Origin of the sequence: Streptomyces sp. JB150, assembly GCF_011193355.1 — a bacterium.
Lineage (GTDB): Bacteria > Actinomycetota > Actinomycetes > Streptomycetales > Streptomycetaceae > Streptomyces.
Genome location: NZ_CP049780.1, coordinates 5,600,445 through 5,621,091, shown reverse-complemented (window position 1 = coordinate 5,621,091; position 20,647 = coordinate 5,600,445). Strand labels below are relative to the sequence as shown.

Annotated in this window: 13 protein-coding genes and 1 tRNA gene; 2 read left to right on the top strand and 12 right to left on the bottom strand. The window is 71.1% G+C overall.

What is annotated here, in order from left to right; genetic code table 11:
* Positions 1–36: 36 nt before the first annotated feature.
* Positions 37–846: an Fpg/Nei family DNA glycosylase gene (locus G7Z13_RS25960; protein WP_166002638.1), complete on the top strand. Its 810-nt coding sequence runs from the start codon at positions 37–39 to the stop codon at positions 844–846.
* Positions 847–897: 51 nt separating this feature from the next.
* Here G7Z13_RS25960 and G7Z13_RS33815 read toward each other — a convergent pair whose 3' ends face one another.
* The 10 genes from G7Z13_RS33815 to G7Z13_RS25915 form a co-directional block, all read right to left on the bottom strand.
* Positions 898–1,299, bottom strand: a complete 402-nt coding sequence (locus tag G7Z13_RS33815; RefSeq protein ID WP_240926346.1) for a hypothetical protein — start codon at positions 1,297–1,299, stop codon at positions 898–900.
* A 126-nt stretch (positions 1,300–1,425) separates the two neighbouring features.
* Positions 1,426–1,902 carry a DNA starvation/stationary phase protection protein gene (locus tag G7Z13_RS25955; RefSeq protein WP_166002637.1) on the bottom strand — a complete coding sequence of 159 codons (477 nt, stop codon included), beginning with the start codon at positions 1,900–1,902 and terminating at the stop codon, positions 1,426–1,428.
* A gap of 226 nt (positions 1,903–2,128) precedes the next feature.
* On the bottom strand, positions 2,129–2,509 hold the full coding sequence (locus G7Z13_RS25950; protein WP_166002636.1) for a helix-turn-helix transcriptional regulator: 381 nt from the start codon (positions 2,507–2,509) through the stop codon (positions 2,129–2,131).
* A 109-nt stretch (positions 2,510–2,618) separates the two neighbouring features.
* Positions 2,619–3,176, bottom strand: coding sequence for a CinA family protein (locus tag G7Z13_RS25945; RefSeq protein ID WP_240926345.1), 558 nt, complete (start codon positions 3,174–3,176; stop codon positions 2,619–2,621).
* Entirely contained in the window at positions 3,173–3,841 is a 669-nt protein-coding gene (pgsA, locus tag G7Z13_RS25940) for a CDP-diacylglycerol--glycerol-3-phosphate 3-phosphatidyltransferase (protein WP_240926344.1), read from the bottom strand. Before pgsA ends, G7Z13_RS25945 begins: the two co-directional genes overlap by 4 nt.
* Before the next feature lie 512 nt (positions 3,842–4,353).
* Positions 4,354–5,826, bottom strand: a complete 1,473-nt coding sequence (gene rimO / locus G7Z13_RS25935) for a 30S ribosomal protein S12 methylthiotransferase RimO (RefSeq protein ID WP_166002635.1) — start codon at positions 5,824–5,826, stop codon at positions 4,354–4,356.
* A gap of 93 nt (positions 5,827–5,919) precedes the next feature.
* Positions 5,920–6,777, bottom strand: coding sequence for a helix-turn-helix domain-containing protein (locus tag G7Z13_RS25930; RefSeq protein WP_166002634.1), 858 nt, complete (start codon positions 6,775–6,777; stop codon positions 5,920–5,922).
* Between the two features lie 257 nt (positions 6,778–7,034).
* A complete protein-coding gene (locus tag G7Z13_RS25925) occupies positions 7,035–9,800 on the bottom strand; it encodes a DNA translocase FtsK (RefSeq protein WP_166002633.1) in 2,766 nt (921 codons plus the stop codon).
* A 215-nt stretch (positions 9,801–10,015) separates the two neighbouring features.
* The gene (locus tag G7Z13_RS25920) at positions 10,016–10,696 is read right to left on the bottom strand and encodes a response regulator (protein ID WP_166002632.1); all 681 of its coding nucleotides are present in this window, start codon (positions 10,694–10,696) and stop codon (positions 10,016–10,018) included.
* 285 nt (positions 10,697–10,981) lie between these two features.
* Entirely contained in the window at positions 10,982–16,441 is a 5,460-nt protein-coding gene (locus tag G7Z13_RS25915; RefSeq protein WP_206313146.1) for a HAMP domain-containing protein, read from the bottom strand.
* Positions 16,442–16,830: 389 nt separating this feature from the next.
* Between G7Z13_RS25915 and G7Z13_RS25905 the strand changes: the two genes are divergently transcribed.
* Positions 16,831–19,593 carry a SpoIIE family protein phosphatase gene (locus tag G7Z13_RS25905; protein WP_166002631.1) on the top strand — a complete coding sequence of 921 codons (2,763 nt, stop codon included), beginning with the start codon at positions 16,831–16,833 and terminating at the stop codon, positions 19,591–19,593.
* Positions 19,594–19,650: 57 nt separating this feature from the next.
* Here G7Z13_RS25905 and G7Z13_RS25900 read toward each other — a convergent pair.
* A tRNA-Thr gene (locus G7Z13_RS25900) sits at positions 19,651–19,723 on the bottom strand.
* Positions 19,724–19,798: 75 nt separating this feature from the next.
* Positions 19,799–20,461 (bottom strand): DegT/DnrJ/EryC1/StrS family aminotransferase, encoded by a 663-nt coding sequence (locus tag G7Z13_RS25895; RefSeq protein ID WP_166005285.1) that lies wholly within the window; start codon positions 20,459–20,461, stop codon positions 19,799–19,801.
* Between the last annotated feature and the right edge of the window lie 186 nt (positions 20,462–20,647).

Genomic DNA, 20,647 nt, shown 5'->3' with positions numbered 1-20,647 from the left:
CGCCCGGTTCCCGCCGCCTCGTGCCACTCTTGACCCATGCCCGAAGGAGACACGGTCTGGCAGGCCGCGAGCCGGTTGCACGCCGCCCTCGCGGGCAAGGTGCTGACCGTCTCCGACCTGCGCGTCCCCCGGTACGCCACGACCGACTTCACCGGCCGCGGCGTCCTCGACGTCACCCCGCGCGGCAAACACATCCTCACCCGCATCGAAGGCGGCCTCACCCTCCACTCGCATCTGAGAATGGACGGTTCCTGGAGGGTGTTCAGGGCCGGTGAGCGCTGGACCGGCGGCCCGGCGCACCAGATCCGCGCGGTCCTCGGCACCGCCGACCGTACGGCCGTCGGCTACCGCCTCCCCGTCCTGGAACTGCTGCGCACGGCCGACGAGGACCGCGCCGTGGGCCACCTGGGCCCGGACCTCCTGGGCCCGGACTGGGACCCGGACCGCGCGCTGGCCAACCTCCTCGCGGACCCGGCCCGCCCTCTGGGCGAGGCCCTGCTCGACCAGCGCAACCTGGCCGGTATCGGCAACGTGTTCAAGAGCGAGCTGTGCTTCCTGCTGGGCGCCACCCCCTGGCTGCCCGTCGGCGCCCTCCCCGCCGACCGCTCCGCCCTGCTCCCGGTGCTCGCCAAGAAACTCCTGGAGGCCAACCGCGACCGCCCGGTCCGCAGCACGACAGGCCGCCGCGGCCAGCATCTGTTCGTCTACGGCCGCGCGCCCCGCCCCTGCCTGCGCTGCGGCACTCCCGTCCGGGTCGCCGACCAGGGCGACGGCTCCCGAGAGCGCCCCACCTACTGGTGCCCGACCTGCCAGACCGGCCCGGCCCCGCAACGCTCCGCCGCCTGACGCACCATCACATCCGCATTCCTCCGCATCCGGCCACCGGCACCCAGCCGTTCACGACGGACCGGACACATCCAGGCGTGCATCGGCATCCGGAGCAACTTCCCCATCACAGCCCGCACCGGCACTCCCGGAAGAACCCTCACCCGCACCTCCGCCACACCCCGCACCCGCGTCCCCCACACCACCCCCCTCGGCCCCCGCACCCGACCCCGCACCCGACCCCACCCCCCGCCACGCCGCCCGCCACCGCCCCGTCGCGAGCGCCCCCACAGCCCGCGTCTTGGACACGGCGTGCACCGGAAGCAGACTCAGCCCCCATCCCCCCGCCGCGACGGTCCCTTCCAGCACCCCCGCGTCCGGGGCGACCGCCATCCGGAGGACGGCCCACCACCACACCATCCCGAGCCCCAGAACGGCCCCAACGCTCCCCCAGCGCACTATCCGCCCCGCCATGGCCGCCACCTCCAGCCCGACGCCAGAACGCCGTCACACCCCGACAGGGCCGACGCTAGACGGCCACTCCGAGCGCGGGGAGGGCGCACCAACGGCACACCGGCGCACCTCTCACCCCACCGCGCGTCACACGTTCACGTTCTCCGCCTGGAACATCCAGTGATGCTTCTCGAGGTCGGCGGTGATCTGGATGAAGATGTCCTGCGACACCGGGTCGGGCTCCGCGGTGCTCTCCACGCGTTCCCGCATCCGGGCGATGACCGCGCCCAGCGCGTCCACGAGGACCCGTACCGCGTCCTCGTCCTTGACCCAGCCGCCGGGGACCTCGCCGATGCCGCTGCCGGCGGTCACCGTCGCGGCCCGCCCGTCCGGGGAGACGCCCAGCGCGGAGGCCCGCTCGGCGACGGTGTCGGAGTGCGTCCGCGCGGTGCCCACGACCTCGTCCAGCTGGAGGTGCACGGACCGGAACCGGGGCCCCACGACGTTCCAGTGCACTTGCTTCGCCACCAGCGCCAGGTCCACCAGGTCGACGAGGGCGCCCTGCAGGGCGTCGGCGACGGTTTTCAGGTCCGTCTCGGACAGCGGGCTCTCGACGACGTTCATCCGCACCTCCGTTGGTTCACCCGGTCGTGGCTACTCCACGATGACCTGAACACACATATCCGGCAAACGGAGCAAAAAACCTACCCGCCAACAAGGCCACGCGGACCGGGAGCTGAACCTCACCGTCCGGATACGCGAAAACCCCGACCACTCCCCCGGGCTCTCCCGGGGAAGCCCCGGCCGGGGCTCACACGTCACACGACATTCGTTCGGCGCCGCGCCGCACTCACGCGGCGACCACGTCCACCGCTTCGGCGGGCGCCTTGATGGTCACCCGTTCCGGTGGCACGCCGGTCACCGAAACGGAGCCCAGCATCGGACGAACCGGCGTGGGCACAGACTCACTGGGGGTGGCCGCAGCGGACTGGGCCAGCTCGGCGAGGGCGAGCTCGTCGCTCACTTCCCGCATCAGCTCGGACATCCGTACGTCCAGCGCGTCGCAGATGGCGGCGAGCAGTTCGGAGGAAGCCTCCTTCTGCCCCCGCTCCACCTCGGAGAGATAGCCGAGTGAGACTCGGGCGGACGAGGAGACTTCGCGCAGAGTACGGCCCTGGCGCTGGCGCTGCCGACGCAGCACGTCACCCAACAGGCGACGGAGCAGAATCATCGGTGGCTCCCTCCTCGGACCGCGTAGCCGCATCCTTCACGCCCCACCGTACCGCCTCGCGCCGCGGCCGTGCGGGGAGCGATGTCGTGTTCACTCAGGGCTGCAAACATCAAAACCCCCCGTTCTGTTCCGTATCCTGTGCCCGCTCATTCCCGGTCTGTTCGCTCGCCAGCTCCTTCAGAAGGAGTGCGAGTACGCTCCGTACACTCTCCATACGAATTTCCGCGCGGTCGCCGTTCAACCGCAGCGACTCCACTTTTCCGCCACCGGCAGAACCGGAACCGGCCGCACCCGGCCCGTCGAGGCCCACGAAAACCGTCCCCACGGGTTGCCCGTCCTGGGGTTCGGGGCCGGCCACACCGGTGGTCGCGATGCCCCAGTCGGCGCCCAGCGCCTTCCGTACTCCGGCTGCCATCTGAGCCGCGACCTGCGCGTTCACCGCACCGCGCCGGGCCAGCAAAGTCGCGTCGACGCCCAGCAGCCGGTGCTTCAGCTCGGTCGCGTACGGCGTCACGGAACCCCGGAACACCTTGGACGCACCCGGAACCGCCGTGAGTTCCGCGGCGACCAGTCCACCGGTCAGGGACTCGGCGACGGCGACCGTCTCGCCCCTCACTCGGAGTAGTCGCACCACGTCGACGGCGATGTCGGCGGCCGTGGACCTCACCCTTCCGTCTCCTCCAACGCGGCCTTGCGCGCGGCGATTCCCCGCCTGCGCAGCACAATGGCTTGTCTCACATAGTCCAGCCCGGTCACGACGGTCAAAACGACCGCCGCCGCCATCACCCAGAAGCGGAGGGTGGCCAGCCATCCGGTCAGCGCCAGCACGTACATCCCGACGGCCACGCCCTGGGTGAGGGTCTTGAGCTTGCCGCCCCGGCTCGCCGGGATGACCCCGTAGCGAATGACGAGAAAGCGCATCAGTGTGATCCCGACCTCACGTCCGAGGATCACCGCCGTCACCCACCACGGCAGGTCGCCCAGCGCCGAGAGACAGATCAGCGCCGCTCCCATGATCGCCTTGTCGGCGATGGGGTCGGCGATCTTCCCGAAGTCGGTGACGAGGTTGTAGGCGCGCGCCAGATGGCCGTCGAAGAGGTCGGTGATCATGGCGATGGCGAAGGCCGCCCAGGCGAGCGAGCGCCACGCCGGGTCGTAGCCGCCCTCGGCCAGCATCAGCGCGACGAAGGCCGGCACCAGGACCAGCCGCAGCATGGTCAGCAGGTTGGCGATGTTCCAGACGCTCGCCTGGTTCACCGCGGCAGCGGCGATCTTGCCGCCCCGCGCCGGCCGCGCACCTCCGGCGCCCCCGCCCGCCGCGCTCCCGGCCACGTCCCCGGCAGCACCTCCGACATCATGTCCGGCCACCGGACCAACCGCGTTCCCGGCCACCGGACCGGCCCCGGTGCGGCGCCCCGGACCAGCCGCACTCCGGGACGCCGCACCGGCCGTACTCCCGGACGCCGCCCGCGCCCCGCTCCCGGCCCCCGCACCCGAGCCACCGCCGGACGCGCCGCCCGACGCGCCACCGGCCGCCTCCTCGGACGACCCGCCGGAAGGACCCCCGGCCGCATCTCCCGACGCACTCGCGGACAGACCACCGGCAGAACCGTCGGGACCGCCGGCAACACCCCCGGGCACACCGGCAGCACCCCCGGAGACGCCCACGGCCTCCCCCCGCGAGACGTCCCCGACCACCGCGGCGGCGGCCACCCCGGCTCCGGCACCCGGCCCGCCCGGCCCCTGAGCGGCGGCGCCGCCCACCGTGCCCGGCCCCGGGGCGGTGGACGCCGCGGCCGGGCCGTTCGCCCGGGCGGAACCGCCCGCGGCCGCCGGCACTCCGGTCATCTGCCCGCCTCCTCGCTGCCTCCGGGATGGCCCGCCAGCGGCTCGGCCACCAGGTCGACACCCTCGGTACCGACCACCTTCGCCTCGACCATAAGACCGACACTCAGGCCCTCGCCGCTCGTCAGCAGCACCTGTCCGTCCGTCTCGGGCGCCTGGTGCGCCGCACGGCCGTAGACGCCGTCCTCGTCGTCGACCGACTCGACCAGGACGCGCACGGTCGAGCCCACGCGCTCCTCGGCGCGCTGCGAGACCAGTTCCTCGGCCAGCCGGGAGAGGCGGGCCAGGCGTTCGGCGACGACGTCCTCGTCGAGCTTGTTGTCGTACGTCGCGGCCTCGGTGCCCTCCTCGTCGGAGTAGCCGAAGACGCCGATGGCGTCCAGGCGCGCGTGGTTCAGGAAGCGCTCCAGCTCGGCCAGGTCGGCCTCGGTCTCGCCGGGGAAGCCGACGATGAAGTTGGAGCGCACACCGGCCTCGGGAGCCTTGCTCCGGATGGTGTCCAACAGCTCCAGGAAGCGGTCGGTGTCACCGAAGCGGCGCATCGCGCGCAGCACGTCGGGCGCCGAGTGCTGGAAGGAGAGGTCGAAGTAGGGGGCGACCTTCGGGGTGGAGGTCAGCACGTCGATCAGGCCGGGGCGCATCTCGGCGGGCTGCAGGTAGCTGACGCGCACCCGCTCGATGCCGTCGACCTCGGCCAGCTCGGGCAGCAGGGACTCCAGCAGGCGGATGTCGCCGAGGTCCTTGCCGTAGGAGGTGTTGTTCTCGGAGACCAGCATGATCTCCTTCACGCCCTGCTCGGCGAGCCACCGCGTCTCGTTGAGCACGTCGCTCGGGCGGCGCGAGATGAAGGAGCCGCGGAAGGACGGGATGGCGCAGAAGGTGCAGCGCCGGTCGCAGCCGGAGGCCAGCTTCACCGAGGCGACCGGGGAGCCGTCCAGCCGGCGGCGCAGCGGCGCGCGCGGGCCGGAGGCGGGGGCCAGGCCCTCGGGAAGGTCGGCGGGCGCGTGCCCCGGAAGGGCGACCTCCGCCGCGGACTCCTGGCGCTTGGCCGGGCTGATCGGCAGCAGCTTGCGGCGGTCGCGCGGGGTGTGGGCGGCGTGGATGCCGCCGCTGAGGATGGTCTGGAGGCGGTCGGAGATGTCGGCGTAGTCGTCGAAGCCGAGCACGCCGTCGGCCTCGGGCAGGGCCTCGGCCAGCTCCTTGCCGTACCGCTCGGCCATGCAGCCGACCGCGACCACGGCCTGGGTCCTGCCGTGGTTCTTCAGGTCGTTGGCCTCCAGCAGCGCGTCGACGGAGTCCTTCTTCGCGGCGTCGACGAAGCCGCAGGTGTTGACCACGGCGACATCGGCGTCCGCGGCGTCCTCGACGAGCTGCCAGCCGTCCGCCTCCAAACGGCCTGCCAGCTCCTCCGAGTCCACCTCGTTACGGGCGCAGCCAAGGGTGACCAGTGCGACGGTACGGCGTTCAGGCATGGGCTCAAGACTACTTCGTCCCGCGGACACCCCACGTCGACGGGGTTGACCGATCTTGGCCAACCCCGTACCGGCTTCCCCTGCTGCGGATGCTTATCCGACCTGGGGGTCACCCTTGGTGTACGTCAGCCGCTCCACGGCGCCCGGCTGGAAGTCGTCCTCGATCTTCTTGCCGTTGACGTAGAGCTGGATGGCGCCCGCGTCGCCGAGCACCAGGTTGATCTTGGAGCTGTCCTGGAAGGTCTTGGAGTCGCCCTGCTTGAGCAGCCCGTCGAAGAGCAGCCGGCCGTTGTGGTCCTTGGCCGAGATCCAGCTGCGTCCGTCGACCGCGCTGACCTGCACGGTGACCTTGTCCTGCGGGGCGGCGGCGATGGCGCTCTCGGTCGGGTCCGGCTTCGGGACGGAGGTCTTGCCGTCGCCGGCGCCGGGCGAGGCGCTCCCGCTCTGCGTCGGCGTGGCGCCCTCGGCCACCTGGGCCTCGGCGCCGCCGTCGGAGCCGCCCTTGAAGACGGTGAACCCGACGAAGCCGACGACGGCGACGATCGCGGCGACCATGGCAGCGGTCCAGTTCGGCCCCCGCCGCTCCGGGCGGATGCGTTCCGCCTCGAACAGGGGTGCGGCGGGGGTGGGCGCCGGCCGGCCGCCGTGCTCGGCGTCGTACTGCTCGATCAGCGGCGCCGGATCCAGGTGGACGGCCTTGGCCAGGGTCCTGATGTGGCCGCGGGCGTAGACGTCGCCGCCACAGGGCGCGAAGTCGTCGGCCTCGATCGCGTGCACGATCGCGATCCGGACGCGGGTGGCGGTACTGATGTCGTCGACGGTCAGCCCGGCCGCGATACGGGCCTGCCGCAGGGCACGGCCGATGGAGGTGCGGGGCTTCTCGGGAACGTCGGAAACGTCGGTTACGTCATCGAACGGACGCTCGTCTTCAGGGGAGTTGCCGATGGACACGGGGGCGCCTTTCGAGCGTGTAGCCACCTGCTGGAGGTTCAGTCTAGGGGGGGTGCGAAAGGGTGGGGCAACCGGGCGGTAGGACTTTGTACGCCATCGGAATGGCCGGTCGTCCCGACGGTCGGGTACGCGGTTCTCGTTTCCCTCAACTTGACGTGCGACGAAGGGAAACGGTTGCTCACCGTTCCCTTACGGGTGAGTCACGATCATGCAACCGGAGTATCGCGTTGCATCCGCGGGACCACCAGCGTCCGTCCTCACGCTTCAGACTCCCCACGAATCATCGCCAGCACGCCATCCAGCTCATCGGGTTTCACCAGCACGTCCCGCGCCTTCGAGCCCTCGCTGGGCCCCACGATGTTCCGGGACTCCATCAGGTCCATCAGCCGCCCCGCCTTGGCGAAGCCGACGCGCAGCTTGCGCTGGAGCATCGAGGTCGACCCGAACTGGGTGGAGACGACCAGCTCGGCCGCCTGGCACAGCAGGTCGAGGTCGTCGCCGATGTCCTCGTCGATCTCCTTCTTCTGCTTGGTCCCGACGACGACGTCGTCCCGGAAGACCGGCGCCATCTGGTCCTTGCAGTGCTGGACGACGGCCGCGACCTCGGCCTCGGTGACGAAGGCGCCCTGCATACGGGTGGGCTTGTTCGCGCCCATCGGCAGGAACAGCCCGTCGCCCTTGCCGATCAGCTTCTCGGCGCCCGGCTGGTCGAGGATGACTCGCGAGTCGGCCAGCGAGGAGGTGGCGAAGGCGAGCCGGGAGGGCACGTTCGCCTTGATCAGACCGGTGACGACGTCGACGGACGGCCGCTGGGTGGCCAGCACCAGGTGGATGCCGGCCGCGCGGGCGAGCTGCGTGATCCGCACGATGGCGTCCTCGACGTCCCGCGGCGCCACCATCATCAGGTCGGCCAGCTCGTCCACGATCACCAGCAGGTACGGATACGGCTGCAGCTCCCGCTCGCTGCCCTCCGGCGGCTTGACCTTCCCCTCGCGCACCGCGCGGTTGAAGTCGTCGATGTGCCGGTAGCCGTACGCCGCCAGGTCGTCGTACCGCAGGTCCATCTCCCGTACGACCCACTGCAGCGCCTCGGCGGCCCGCTTCGGGTTGGTGATGATCGGCGTGATCAGGTGCGGGATGCCCTCGTACGCCGTCAGCTCCACCCGCTTGGGGTCGACCAGGATCATCCGGACGTCCTCCGGGGTCGCCCGCATCATGATCGAGGTGATCAGGCAGTTGATGCAGGACGACTTGCCGGAGCCGGTGGCGCCCGCGACCAGCATGTGCGGCATCTTCGCCAGCGAGTGCATGACGTAGCCGCCCTCGACGTCCTTGCCGAAGGCGACCAGCATCGGGTCGTCGTCCTCCGCCGACTCCGCGAGCCGCAGCACGTCACCGAGGTTGACCATCTCCCGGTCGGTGTTCGGGATCTCGATGCCGACCGCGGACTTGCCGGGGATCGGGCTGATGATCCGCACGTCCGGGCTGGCGACGGCGTACGCGATGTTCTTGGTCAGCGCGGTGATCCGCTCGACCTTCACGGCCGGGCCCAGCTCGACCTCGTAGCGCGTGACCGTCGGCCCGCGCGTGAAGCCGGTGACCCGCGCGTCGACCTTGAACTGGGTGAAGACGGTGGTCAGCGCCTCGACGACGGCGTCGTTGGCGGCGCTGCGCGCCTTGCCGGGGCCTCCCCGCGTGAGCAGGTCCAGCGACGGAAGGGCGTAGGTGATGTCGCCGGACAGCTGGAGCTGCTCCGCGCGGGCGGGCAGGTCGCGGGGCTTGCTGGGTGGCGTCTTGGTGAGGTCGGGGACCGCCGGCTTCGGCTGCTCCTGCCGGGGCCGCGCGGCCGGCACCGGCGCCGGGGCGGCGGCCGGGGTGGGGGCGGGCGTCACCGTCGGGGTCGTCGGCTCGCGGTCCTCGGTCCGCACGCCCTGGGTGAGGTCGGCGACCACCGGCGACGGCGGCATGCCGTGCAGCACGGCGCCGTCGAGCGCCGCGGCGGCGGCCGCGGCGACGTCCACGGCGTCCATCTGCCGGTCCGTCTCGGGCTGCGGCACCGCCGGCCGCCGGGACCGGCCGCGGCGCCGCGACGGGGCCTCCTGCTCCCCGCCGTCGGGGTCGTACGCCTCCGGGGCGGGCCCCCGCCTGCGCGGGCGCACCGGGACCGTCTCGCGCCACTGCTCGTCGTAGCGCTCGTCGTCGTCCGTGTACGCCACGAACTCGTCCGGCTCGGGATCGCTGACCAGGCCCAGCCGCACACCGAGCAGCCGCAGCCGCTGCGGGATCGCGTTGACCGGCGTCGCGGTGACCACGAGCAGTCCGAAGAGGGTCAGCAGCACCAGCAGCGGTACGGCCAGCACCTCGGTCATGGTGTACGTCAGCGGGCTCGCCGCGGCCCAGCCGATCAGGCCGCCGGAGTCCCTTATGGCCTGCATGCCGTCGCTGCGCGCGGGCGAGCCGCAGGCGATGTGGACCTGCCCGAGCACGCCGATGAGCAGCGCGGACAGACCGATCACGATCCGGCCGTTGGCCTCGGGCTGCTCGGGGTGGCGGATGAACCGTACGGCGATCACCGCGAGCAGGATCGGCACGAGCAGGTCGAGCCGGCCGAAGGCGCCCGTCACGATGATCTCGACGAGGTCGCCGACGGGGCCGCGCAGGTTGGACCAGGTGCCCGCCGCGACGATCAGCGCGAGGGCGAGCAGCAGCAGCGCGACGCCGTCCTTGCGGTGCGCCGGGTCGAGGTTCTTCGCGCCCTGTCCTATGCCGCGGAACACGGCGCCGACGGCGTGCGCGAGGCCGAGCCAGACCGCGCGGACGAGCCGGTAGACGCCCCCGGTGGGGCTGGGCGCCGGCCTCGGCGGCGCGGCCTTCTTCGCCGCGGCCTTCCGCGCGGGCGCCTTCTTGGCCGGAGCCTTCTTCACGGGGGCCTTCTTCGCCGCGGCCTTCCGCGCCGGAGCCTTCATGGGAGCGGCCGCCTTCTTCGCGGGCTGCTTCTTGGCTGCGGAGGGACGTGAGGCCATAGGTGTGAGGTTACCGGGGGAGCCGACAGGGGACACGTGTGCCTCCTGCTTCACCCGTTCGTGTCGCCCTTGCGCGGGCCGGAAACTGACGCGTGCTCATGGCGAACGGCCGCCGCTCCGCACGGACGCCGGATTACCGTCTCCCGCGCGCGGAGCGCGCATCCGGCCGCACCCGCCAACCACGCCTGCGCGAGCGGCCGTTCCGAGCGGTGCGCTCAGCCCTGCGAGGGCACCGACGACACCCCGCCGGTCCCCGGCTCCAGCGCGTCCAGCGCCCGCCGCAGCCCGGTCAGCTTGCGCTCCAGGTGCGCCGCCGTGGCGACCACGGCCGCGTCCGCCGACTCGTCGTCGAGCTGCTTGGACAGCGCCTCGGCCTGCTCCTCGACCGCCGCGAGGCGCGCGGACAGCTCCGCGAGCAGTCCGGCGGCCTCCTTGCCGCTGCCGACCGCGCCCTTGCCGCCGCCCTCCAACTGGAGCCGCAGCAGCGCCGCCTGCTCCCTGAGCTGGCAGTTCTTCATGTACAGCTCGACGAAGACCGAGACCTTCGCGCGCAGCACCCACGGGTCGAACGGCTTGGAGATGTAGTCCACCGCGCCCGCCGCGTACCCGCGGAAGGTGTGGTGCGGTCCGTGGTTGATCGCGGTGAGGAAGATGATCGGGATGTCCCGCGTCCGTTCACGCCGCTTGATGTGGGCGGCGGTCTCGAAACCGTCCATGCCCGGCATCTGGACATCCAGCAGAATGACCGCGAAATCGTCCGTGAGCAGTGCTTTGAGCGCTTCCTCCCCGGACGATGCCCGCACCAGCGTCTGATCGAGCGCAGAGAGGATCGCCTCCAGCGCCAGCAGATTCTCCGGCCGGTCATCGACCAGGAGGATCTTGGCCTTCTGCACCATGGCCCGCCCTCCTCGCCCCGGCAGTGCACCGGGCGCCGCCCCAGGGGACGACTCCGTTACGCCGCCCGTCCTCGTGCCGGTCATCGTAGCCGCACCCCGCCTGTCGCCACACCCTGTCACCGCGATGTCACTGTGCACAGAGCGGAAACGCGGCGCGAGACCTGAAGGTTCCCAGAATCGCGTACGTCCACACGGTCTCCGCCACCGCGAGTCAGCAGATCCGCGTGAACTCTCACACGTCCCGCCACATCCGCACACAGGCCGGGCGCCCGGCCTGCCCCACCGTCACTCACCGCGCATCCACTGCTCCATCACGGACAGCAGGTGATCGGGGTCGACCGGCTTGGTGACGTAGTCGGAAGCCCCCGACTCGATCGCCTTCTCCCGGTCGCCCTTCATCGCCTTCGCCGTCAGCGCGATGATCGGCAGCCCGGCGAACTGCGGCATCCGGCGGATCGCCGTGGTCGTCGCGTATCCGTCCATCTCGGGCATCATGATGTCCATCAGGACGACGGCGACGTCGTCGTGCTGCTCCAGCACCTCGATGCCCTCCCGGCCGTTCTCGGCGTACAGCACCGACAAGCCGTGCTGCTCCAGGACGCTGGTCAGCGCGAACACGTTGCGGATGTCGTCGTCGACGATCAGCACCTTCTCGCCGGTGAAGCGGACCCCGTGCTGGGTCTGCGGCGCGCCCTCCTGGTCGGCGGTCACCCACTGCTCGGGCGTCGTGATCGGGTGCTGGGTGACCGAGGCCCGGCGCCGGCGCCGGAACAGCGCGGCCGCCCCGTTCTGCGTCTCGTGGTACGACTTCACCTCCGCCGGCGTCTCGACGGCCACGTCCGCCTGCCCCGGCTCCAGCGCCGGCGGCTCGCCCGCCGCCGGCATCGCCTGCGGGTAGCCGTGCGGCGGCAGCTCGCCCGGGTGCAGCGGCAGGTACAGCGTGAACGTCGAGCCGCGGCCCGGCTCGCTCTGCGCGTGGATCTCACCGCCGAGCAGCTGCGCGATCTCCCGCGAGATGGACAGTCCGAGGCCCGTACCGCCGTACTTGCGGCTGGTCGTGCCGTCCGCCTGCTTGAACGCCTCGAAGATCACCCGCATCTTGCTCGCCGCGATCCCGATCCCGGTGTCGGTCACCGAGAACGCGATCAGCTCCGCGTCCGGCTCGGTCAGCGACCCGGTCTCCAGCAGCTGCTCCCGGATCGCCTGCGGAACGTCGTCCCGCGCGGGCCGGATCACCAGCTCCACCGAGCCGGAGTCGGTGAACTTCACCGCGTTCGACAGCAGGTTGCGCAGCACCTGGAGCAGGCGCTGCTCATCGGTGTGCAGGGTGGCCGGCAGCTCCGGCGAGACCCGCACCGAAAGGTCCAGGCCCTTCTCCGCGGTCAGCGGCCGGAAGGTGGCCTCCACGTAGTCGACGAGCTGCACCAGCGCGATCCGCGTCGGCGAGACGTCCATCTTGCCCGCCTCGACCTTCGACAGATCGAGGATGTCGTTGATCAGCTGGAGCAGGTCGGACCCGGCGCCGTGGATCGTCTCCGCGAACTCCACCTGCTTGGGCGTGAGATTGCCGTCCGCGTTGTCGGCGAGCAGCTTGGCCAGGATCAGCAGCGAGTTCAGCGGCGTCCGCAGCTCGTGCGACATGTTCGCCAGGAACTCGCTCTTGTAGCGCATCGACACCGCGAGCTGCTCGGCGCGCTCCTCCAGGACCTGCCGCGCCTCCTCGATCTCGGTGTTCTTCACCTCGATGTCGCGGTTCTGCTGCGCCAGCAGCTCGGCCTTCTCCTCCAGTTCGGCGTTGGACGCCTGGAGCGCCTTCTGCCGGTTCTCCAACTCGGCGGACCGCTCGCGCAGTTGCTCGGTCAGCTCCTGCGACTGCTTCAGCAGCACCTCCGTCTTGGTATTGACGGAGATGGTGTTGACGCTCGTCGCGATCATCTCGGCGATCTGGTTCAGGAAGTCCTTCTGGATCTGCGTGAACGGCGTGAACGAGGCCAGCTCGATGACGCCGAGCACCGTGCCCTCGAACAGCACCGGCAACACGATGACCTGCGCGGGCGGCGCCTCCCCCAGCCCCGAGGAGATCTTCAGATAGCCGCTGGGCGCGTTCTCGACCAGGATCGTCCGCTTCTCCTTGGCGGCCGTGCCCACCAGCGCCTCGCCCGGCCGGAACGACGTCGGCATCGACCCCATCGAGTAGCCGTACGACCCGAGCATCCGCAGCTCGTACTGGTCGTCGTTGTCACCGCCCAGGTCCTGGTCGTCGGCCAGCGGCATCGCCAGGAAGAACGCCCCGTGCTGCGCCGACACCACCGGCGTCAGCTCGCTCATGATCAGCGACGCCACGTCCTCCAGATCGCGGCGGCCCTGCATCAGCGCCGAGATCCGGGCCAGGTTGCCCTTCAGCCAGTCCTGCTCCTTGTTGGCGATCGTGGTGTCGCGCAGGTTGGCGATCATCTTGTTGATGTAGTCCTGAAGCTCCTGGATCTCGCCCGAGGCGTCCACGTCGATCTTCAGGTTCAGGTCGCCGCGGGTCACCGCGGTCGCCACGCGCGCGATGGCCCGCACCTGCCGGGTCAGGTTCCCGGCCATCTCGTTCACCGACTCGGTCAGGTCCCGCCAGGTGCCGTCCACGTCCCGCACCCGCGCCTGACCGCCCAGCTGGCCCTCCGTGCCCACCTCACGGGCCACGCGGGTGACCTCCTCGGCGAAGGAGGACAGCTGGTCGACCATCGTGTTGATGGTCGTCTTCAGCTCCAGGATCTCACCGCGCGCGTCGATGTCGATCTTCTTCGTCAGGTCACCCTTGGCGATGGCCGTCGTCACCATCGCGATGTTGCGCACCTGACCGGTCAGGTTGGACGCCATCTGGTTCACCGACTCGGTGAGGTCCTTCCACGTGCCCGCCACGCCCGGCACGTGCGCCTGCCCGCCGAGGATGCCGTCCGTACCCACCTCACGGGCCACCTTGGTGACCTGCTCGGCGAACGAACTCAGCGTCTTCACCATGGTGTTGAAGGTGTCGGCGAGCTGCGCCACCTCACCGCGCGCCTCGATCGTCACCGTCCGCGTGAGGTCACCGTTGGCGACCGCCGCCGCGACCTGCGAGATGTTCCGCACCTGCATGGTGAGGTTCTTCGCCATCAGGTTGACGTTGTCGCTCAGGTCCTTCCAGATGCCGGTGACACCCGGCACGTGCGCCTGGCCGCCCAGGATGCCCTCGGTGCCCACCTCACGGGCCACCCGCGTCACCTGCTCGGCGAAGCTCGACAGCTGGTCCACCATCGTGTTGACGGTGGTCACCAGCTCCAGGATCTCGCCCTTGGCGTCGACGGTGATCTTCTTCGACAGATCGCCCTTGGCGACCGCGGTGGTGACGTCGGCGATGCTGCGCACCTGCACGGTCAGGTTGTTCGCCATGAAGTTCACCGACTGGGTGAGGTCCTTCCAGGTGCCGGACACCCCCTGCACCTCGGCCTGACCGCCCAACTTGCCCTCGGTGCCCACCTCGCGGGCGACGCGGGTGACCTCCTCCGCGAACGACGACAGCTGGTCCACCATCGTGTTCAGCGTGTTCTTCAGCTCCAGGATCTCGCCGCGCGCGTCCACGGTGATCTTCTGCGACAGGTCACCACGCGCCACCGCGGTCGCGACCTGCGCGATCTGCCGCACCTGCGCCGTCAGGTTGCCGGCCATGCCGTTCACCGAGTCGGTCAGGTCACGCCACACACCGGCGACGCCGGGCACCTGCGCCTGACCCCCCAGCCGGCCCTCCGTACCCACCTCACGGGCCACCCGGGTCACCTGGTCGGCGAACGCGGACAGCTGGTCGACCATCGTGTTGATGGTGTTCTTCAGCTCCAGGATCTCGCCGCGCGCGTCCACGGTGATCTTCTGCGACAGGTCACCACGCGCGACCGCCGTCGTCACCTGCGCGATCTGCCGCACCTGCGCGGTCAGATTGCCGGTGATGGAGTTGACCGAGTCGGTCAGCTCCTTCCACGTGCCGGACACGCCCGGCACCTGCGCCTGACCCCCGAGCCGGCCCTCGGTGCCGACCTCCCGCGCCATCCGCGTCACCTGGTCGGCGAACGACGACAACTGGTCCACCATCGTGTTCACGGTGTTCTTCAGCTGCAGCATCTCGCCGGAGACGTCCACCGTGACCTTCTGCGACAGGTCGCCGTTGGCCACCGCCGTGGTGACCTGCGCGATGTTCCTCACCTGTCCGGTCAGATTCCGGAACGCCGTGTTGACGGAGTCCGTCAGGTCCTTCCAGGTGCCCGCCGCGCCCGGCACCTGCGCCTGACCGCCCAGCTCACCCTCGTCACCGATCTCCCGCGCGACCCGCGTCACCTCGGAACCGAACGCGGACAGCTGGTCCACCATCCCGTTGACGGTGTTCTTCAGCTCCAGCATCTCGCCGGCCACGTCCACCGTGACCTTCTGCGACAGGTCGCCGTTCGCCACCGCCGTCGTCACCGCGGCGATGTCCCGCACCTGAGTGGTCAGGTTCCGGAACACCGTGTTGACGGAGTCCGTCAGGTCCTTCCACGTCCCGGCCGCTCCCGGCACGTTCGCCTGCCCGCCGAGCCGCCCCTCCGCGCCGACCTCGTTGGCCACGCGCGTGACCTCGTCCGCGAAGATCCGCAGCGTCTCGGTCATCTGGTTGATGGTCTCGGCGAGCTGCGCCACCTCACCGCGCGCCTGCACGGTCACCTTGCGGGACAGGTCACCGTTGGCGACCGCGGTCGTCACCTCCGCGATGCCCCGCACCTGCGCCGTCAGGTTGCCGGCCATGGTGTTCACCGAATCGGTGAGTTCCTTCCACACGCCGGCCACCCCGGGCACCTGGGCCTGACCGCCCAGCTCGCCCTCCGTGCCCACCTCGCGCGCGACCCGCGTCACCTCCGAGGAGAACGCCGACAGCTGGTCCACCATCGTGTTGACGGTGTTCTTCAGCTCCAGCATCTCGCCGGCCACGTGCACCGTGACCTTCCGGGACAGGTCCCCCTTGGCGACCGCGGTCGTCACCAGCGCGATGTCCCGCACCTGCGCGGTCAGTCGGTGCGCCATCGTGTTGACGGACTCCGTCAGGTCCTTCCACGAACCCGACATACCGCGCAGCCGCGCCTGCCCGCCCAGCTTGCCCTCGGTCCCGACCTCACTGGCCACCCGGGTGACCTCGTCGGTGAACGTCGACAACTGGTCGACCAGGTTGTTCACCGTCCGCCCGACCTTCAGGAACTCCCCGCGCAGCGGATGCCCCGTACCGTCCGGCGCCTGCGTCCGCAGGTCCATCCGCGGCGACAGATCGCCCTCGGCCACCGCCGACAGCACCCGACTGACCTCCGACACCGGCCAGACCAGATCGTCCACCAGCGCGTTGGAGGCGTCGATCGCCGCCGCCCACGACCCCTCGCAGGCCCCCGTCTCCAGCCGCTCCGTGAGCTTCCCCTCACGCCCGACCACCCGGCGCACCCGCGACAGCTCACCCGTGAGATGGAGATTGCGGTCGGCCACCTCGTTGAAGACCGCCGCGATCTCCGCCATCACGCCGTCGCCGGACACCGTGAGCCGCTTGCGGAAATTCCCGTCACGCATGGCCACCAGGGCCGCCAGCAACCGGTTCAGGGCAGCGGTGTCCACCTCGGTGGTGCTCCCGCTCGGCGCGATGCGCCGCTTGCCCAGGGACGGTCCGCTCTTCGCGCGCGTCTTCGTGCCCCGCGTCGCTGCGCCAGACTCCACTGTGTCCCTCCCGCAGGGGTCGACCATTCACTGCTGTGCTCGGGTACCGCTGCCGTCGGCCTCCGGCGTACCGGCTGCTCCCGCACGGGATCCCGCCAGGCCGCACCCGCCGTACCCAGGGGGCTGCTGCCCCGCCCCGACGGATCACACTCGGCCTGCCCGGACTCCACCCGGAACCCTGCCCAGTGTTTCACCCCGGCCGAACCAGGCCATAACAGTTCGGCAGCTTCGCACACCGTCCGCACACCCTCCGGACGGAAACACTGCAGACCGGCATCCGCATGGACGGCGAAGGTAAGTAACCTTGCATCCGGCTGTCCAGCCACGCCGGTCCGTCCGGCCTGGGCGGTGGCACGAGTACGAGCGGGCATGGAGGGGCGGCCGCACACATGACCACCGGACTGATCCCCGGGGGACAGCCCCCGGACCCCCGGCCGACGGGCGGCCTGCCGCCCCAAGCCCGGCACGAGCCCGAGCCCGCGCCGGACGGCCCCGGGGACCGGCACGACGAAAGCAGGTCGAGGAGTTCCGTGATCACCGCGCGCGCGGCCGCCAGCTTCGACCCCGTGGGGCGCTCGGTCGCGTCCGCCCGCTCCTTCGTCCGCGACACCCTCCAGGGCTGGGGTTACGCCGACATCGTCGACGACGCCGTCGTCCTCACCAGCGAGCTGGTCACCAACGCCGTCGTCCACGCGGGCACCGCCGCCGACGTCCTGTGCCTGCGCGCCGACGACGGCGTCCGCATCGAGGTCTCCGACCGCTACCCGGAACGCGAGGTCCCCCTCCAGAACGCGGCCGTCGCCATGAGCGGCCCCGACCGCGAGGGCGGCCGCGGCCTCCAGCTCTGCGCGGCCCTCGCCACCCGCTGGGGCGTCGAGTACACCCCCACCCACAAGAACGTCTGGTTCCAGCTCGCACTGCCCGAACGCCCGGTCGGCACCCGGACCGCCGGCCCCGCCCTCCCCGCCGACCTGCTGCCGCTCGCCGACGGCCGGGTCCGCGTCGCCGTCGTCCAGATCGACCGCACCGGCGCCATCACCGCGTGGAACGAGGACGCCGAGGAACTCTTCGGCTACCAGGCCGACCTGGTCACCGGCAAACCCCTCACCGACCTCGCCGCCTGGCCGCACACCCCCGGCACCGGCACCGGCATCGCCGAAGCCCTCCAGCTCTCCCGCTGGGAGGGCAGCTACGGCATCCGCGACGCCTCCGGGCGGGTCGTCCCCGTGTACGCCTCCCACCTGCGCGTCCGCGACACCGCCGGCGAACCCTCCACGGTCTGCCTCCTCGTACGCGACCACGAACGCGCCGTCCTGCAGACTCCGCTGCGCCACGTCTCCCCCGACGCCCCGACCGCCGCCGAGGGCCAGAGCGCCGACCCCTTCGAGATCTTCATCGGCTCCCCCGCCCCCGACGACCTCGACGGCCTCCTCCAGCGCACCGTGGAACGCGCCCGCGACATGCTCGACGGCGACTCCGCCTTCCTGCTGCTCGCCACCGACGACGAGACGGAACTCGAGGTCCGCGCCTCCACCGGCCTGCCCTCCGCCCGCCAGCGCTTCGCCCGCGTCCCCGTCGAGGCCGGACCCGGCCGTTACGGCTCCGCGCGAATGCCCGCCGTCCACGACGACCTCACCGCCGTCCCCGGCGCGGTGCCCCTCCTCAACGGCACCGGCATGCGCTCCGTCGTCACGGTCCCGCTGAAGGTCGAGGGCCGCCTCACCGGCTCCCTCGGCGTCGCCGCCGAAGCCCCCGGCCGCTACAGCAACGAGGAGGCCCTCCGCCTGCAGTTCGCGGCCGACCGCATCGCCCTGGCCGTCGAGTCCGCCCGCCTCGGCGAACTCGAACGCCTGCGCCGAGGCTCCCTCAGCTTCCTCGTCGAGGCCTCCGACCTCCTCGCCGGCACCCTCGACCGCGACCAGACCCTGGCCCTCATGGCCCAGATGACGGTCCCCACCCTCGCCACCTGGTGCGCCGTCTACACCATCGCCGACCAGTCCTCCGAGCCGGACCTGTCGTACGTCCTGCACGAGGACGAGGAACTCATCGACGGCATCAAGTCACTGTTGTCCAAGATCCCCCCGCCGGACCCGGTCCCCACCCCCGGCGCCCGCGTCTGGTCCGCGCCCGCCGAGGCCGCCCACCAGGCCGCGCTCCGCTCCTCCATGCGCAGCCTCGGCCTCGGCGAACCGGCCACGGTCAGCTCGGGCATCGGCCCCACCCTCGCCACGGCCGCCGCGGTCGGCGGCGAGACCGTCGTCCTGCCGCTCGTCGCCCGCAACCGCGTCATCGGCATGCTCACCCTCGGCAAGCCCACCGACGAGCACTTCCGCCAGGAGATCCTGGAACTCGCCGAGGACCTCTCCCGCCGCGCCGCCCTCGCCCTGGACAACGCCCGCCTCTACTCCGAGCGCACCGCGATCAGCCAGTCCCTCCAGCGCAGCCTGCTCCCCCCGGAGTACCCGCAGATCGACGGCGTCGAGGTCGAGGTCATCTACCGCGCCGCCGGCGAGGGCAACGAGGTCGGCGGCGACTTCTACGACGTCTTCCCCATCCGCGACGGCGTCTACGGCTTCGCCATCGGCGACGTCTGCGGCACGGGCCCGAACGCCGCCGCCGTCACCGGCCTCGCCCGCCACGCGCTGCGCCTGCTCGCCCGCGAAGGCCTCAGCGGCCCCGCCGTCCTCGAGCGCCTGAACTCCGCCATCCTCGACGAGGGCGACCGCAGCCGCTTCCTCACCCTCCTCTACGGCGAACTGCGCACCCAGGAGGACGGCAGCGCCGAACTGAAGGTGGTCTGCGCCGGCCACCCCCTCCCGCTGCGCCTGCGCCCGGACGGCACGGTCGAGGCGGCCGCGGAACCCCAGCCGCTCCTCGGCGTCCTGGAGGACCTGGAGCTCTACGAGGAGACGGTCACCCTGGACCCCGGCGATGTCCTGCTCTGTGTCACCGACGGCGTCACCGAACGCCGTGAGGGCACCCGCATGCTGGGCGACGACGGCCTCGCCGACGTCCTCACCACCTGCACCGGCCTCACGGCGGGCGCGGTCGCGGCCCGCATCATGCGCGCCGTGGAACGCTTCGCCTCCGACGCCCCGTCCGACGACATGGCCATCCTCGCGATGCGCGTCCCCGGTCTCGAGAACGCCTGACACGGTCCGGGCAACGAAAAAGGCCCCCGCCCGGAAGGGCGGAGGCCTTTTTCTCTGAGCCCCCAAACGGAATCGAACCGTTGACCTTCTCCTTACCATGGAGACGCTCTGCCGACTGAGCTATAGGGGCCTGTCGCTTTCCCGAGGTTTCCCTCGCGGCAACGGAATAGATCATACCCCGAACAGACCCGTGCTCCCAAACCGATCAGAAGGCGGGTTGCAGCAACCCTCCGAGAGCGTTGCACGCGGACACGATCCGCTGCATGTCCCGCTTCGTCAGCGAGGTGTCGACCGGCAGCGCCAGCGTCTCGTCGGCGGCCCGCTCGGTCTCCGGCAGCGCCACGCACTGCCGGAACCCGGGCAGTCGGTGCACGGGTGTCTTCACCGGCACCCGGCAGTCAACTCCCTTGGCGCGTATGGCGCGTGCGAAGGCGTCCCGGTCCGGCCGCCCGTTCCCCGGCACCCGCACGACGTACTGCTGATAGGTGTGCCCGACCCCGCCCTCGGGCGTCCGCACGCCCTTCAGCCGCGCGTCCAGGTACCCGGCCCGCTGCCGCCGCTGGGCTATCTCGTCGTACGGCGCCTCGGACTCCCCCTGCTCCAGCACCAGCAGCCCGTGCCGCTGCCCGAGCGCACGCATCCGCACCACATCGGCCGGCCGCCCGAAACGATGGACGACAACGACGGCCGCGGTACGAGGAGTTACGGCGGCCTCGACCGCGGCCGGATCGAGGCAGTACGTCGCCGGATCTATGTCGGCGAACACCGGGAGCGCACCGGCCAGGGTCACCGCTTCGGCGACTTCCACGTTCCCGAAGGCCGGTACGACGACCTCGTCACCGACTCCGACGCCGGCGGCCCTGAGCATTGCTGCAGTACCCATGCTGCGGATGGTGGTTGCGCCACGTGAACTTCAAGTGACGGACAACAAAAAAGGGTTGGACCCGGAACCGAAGTTCAGGGTCCAACCCTTGAAGAATTGTTCGGCGGCGTCCTACTCTCCCACAGGGTCCCCCCTGCAGTACCATCGGCGCTGTAAGGCTTAGCTTCCGGG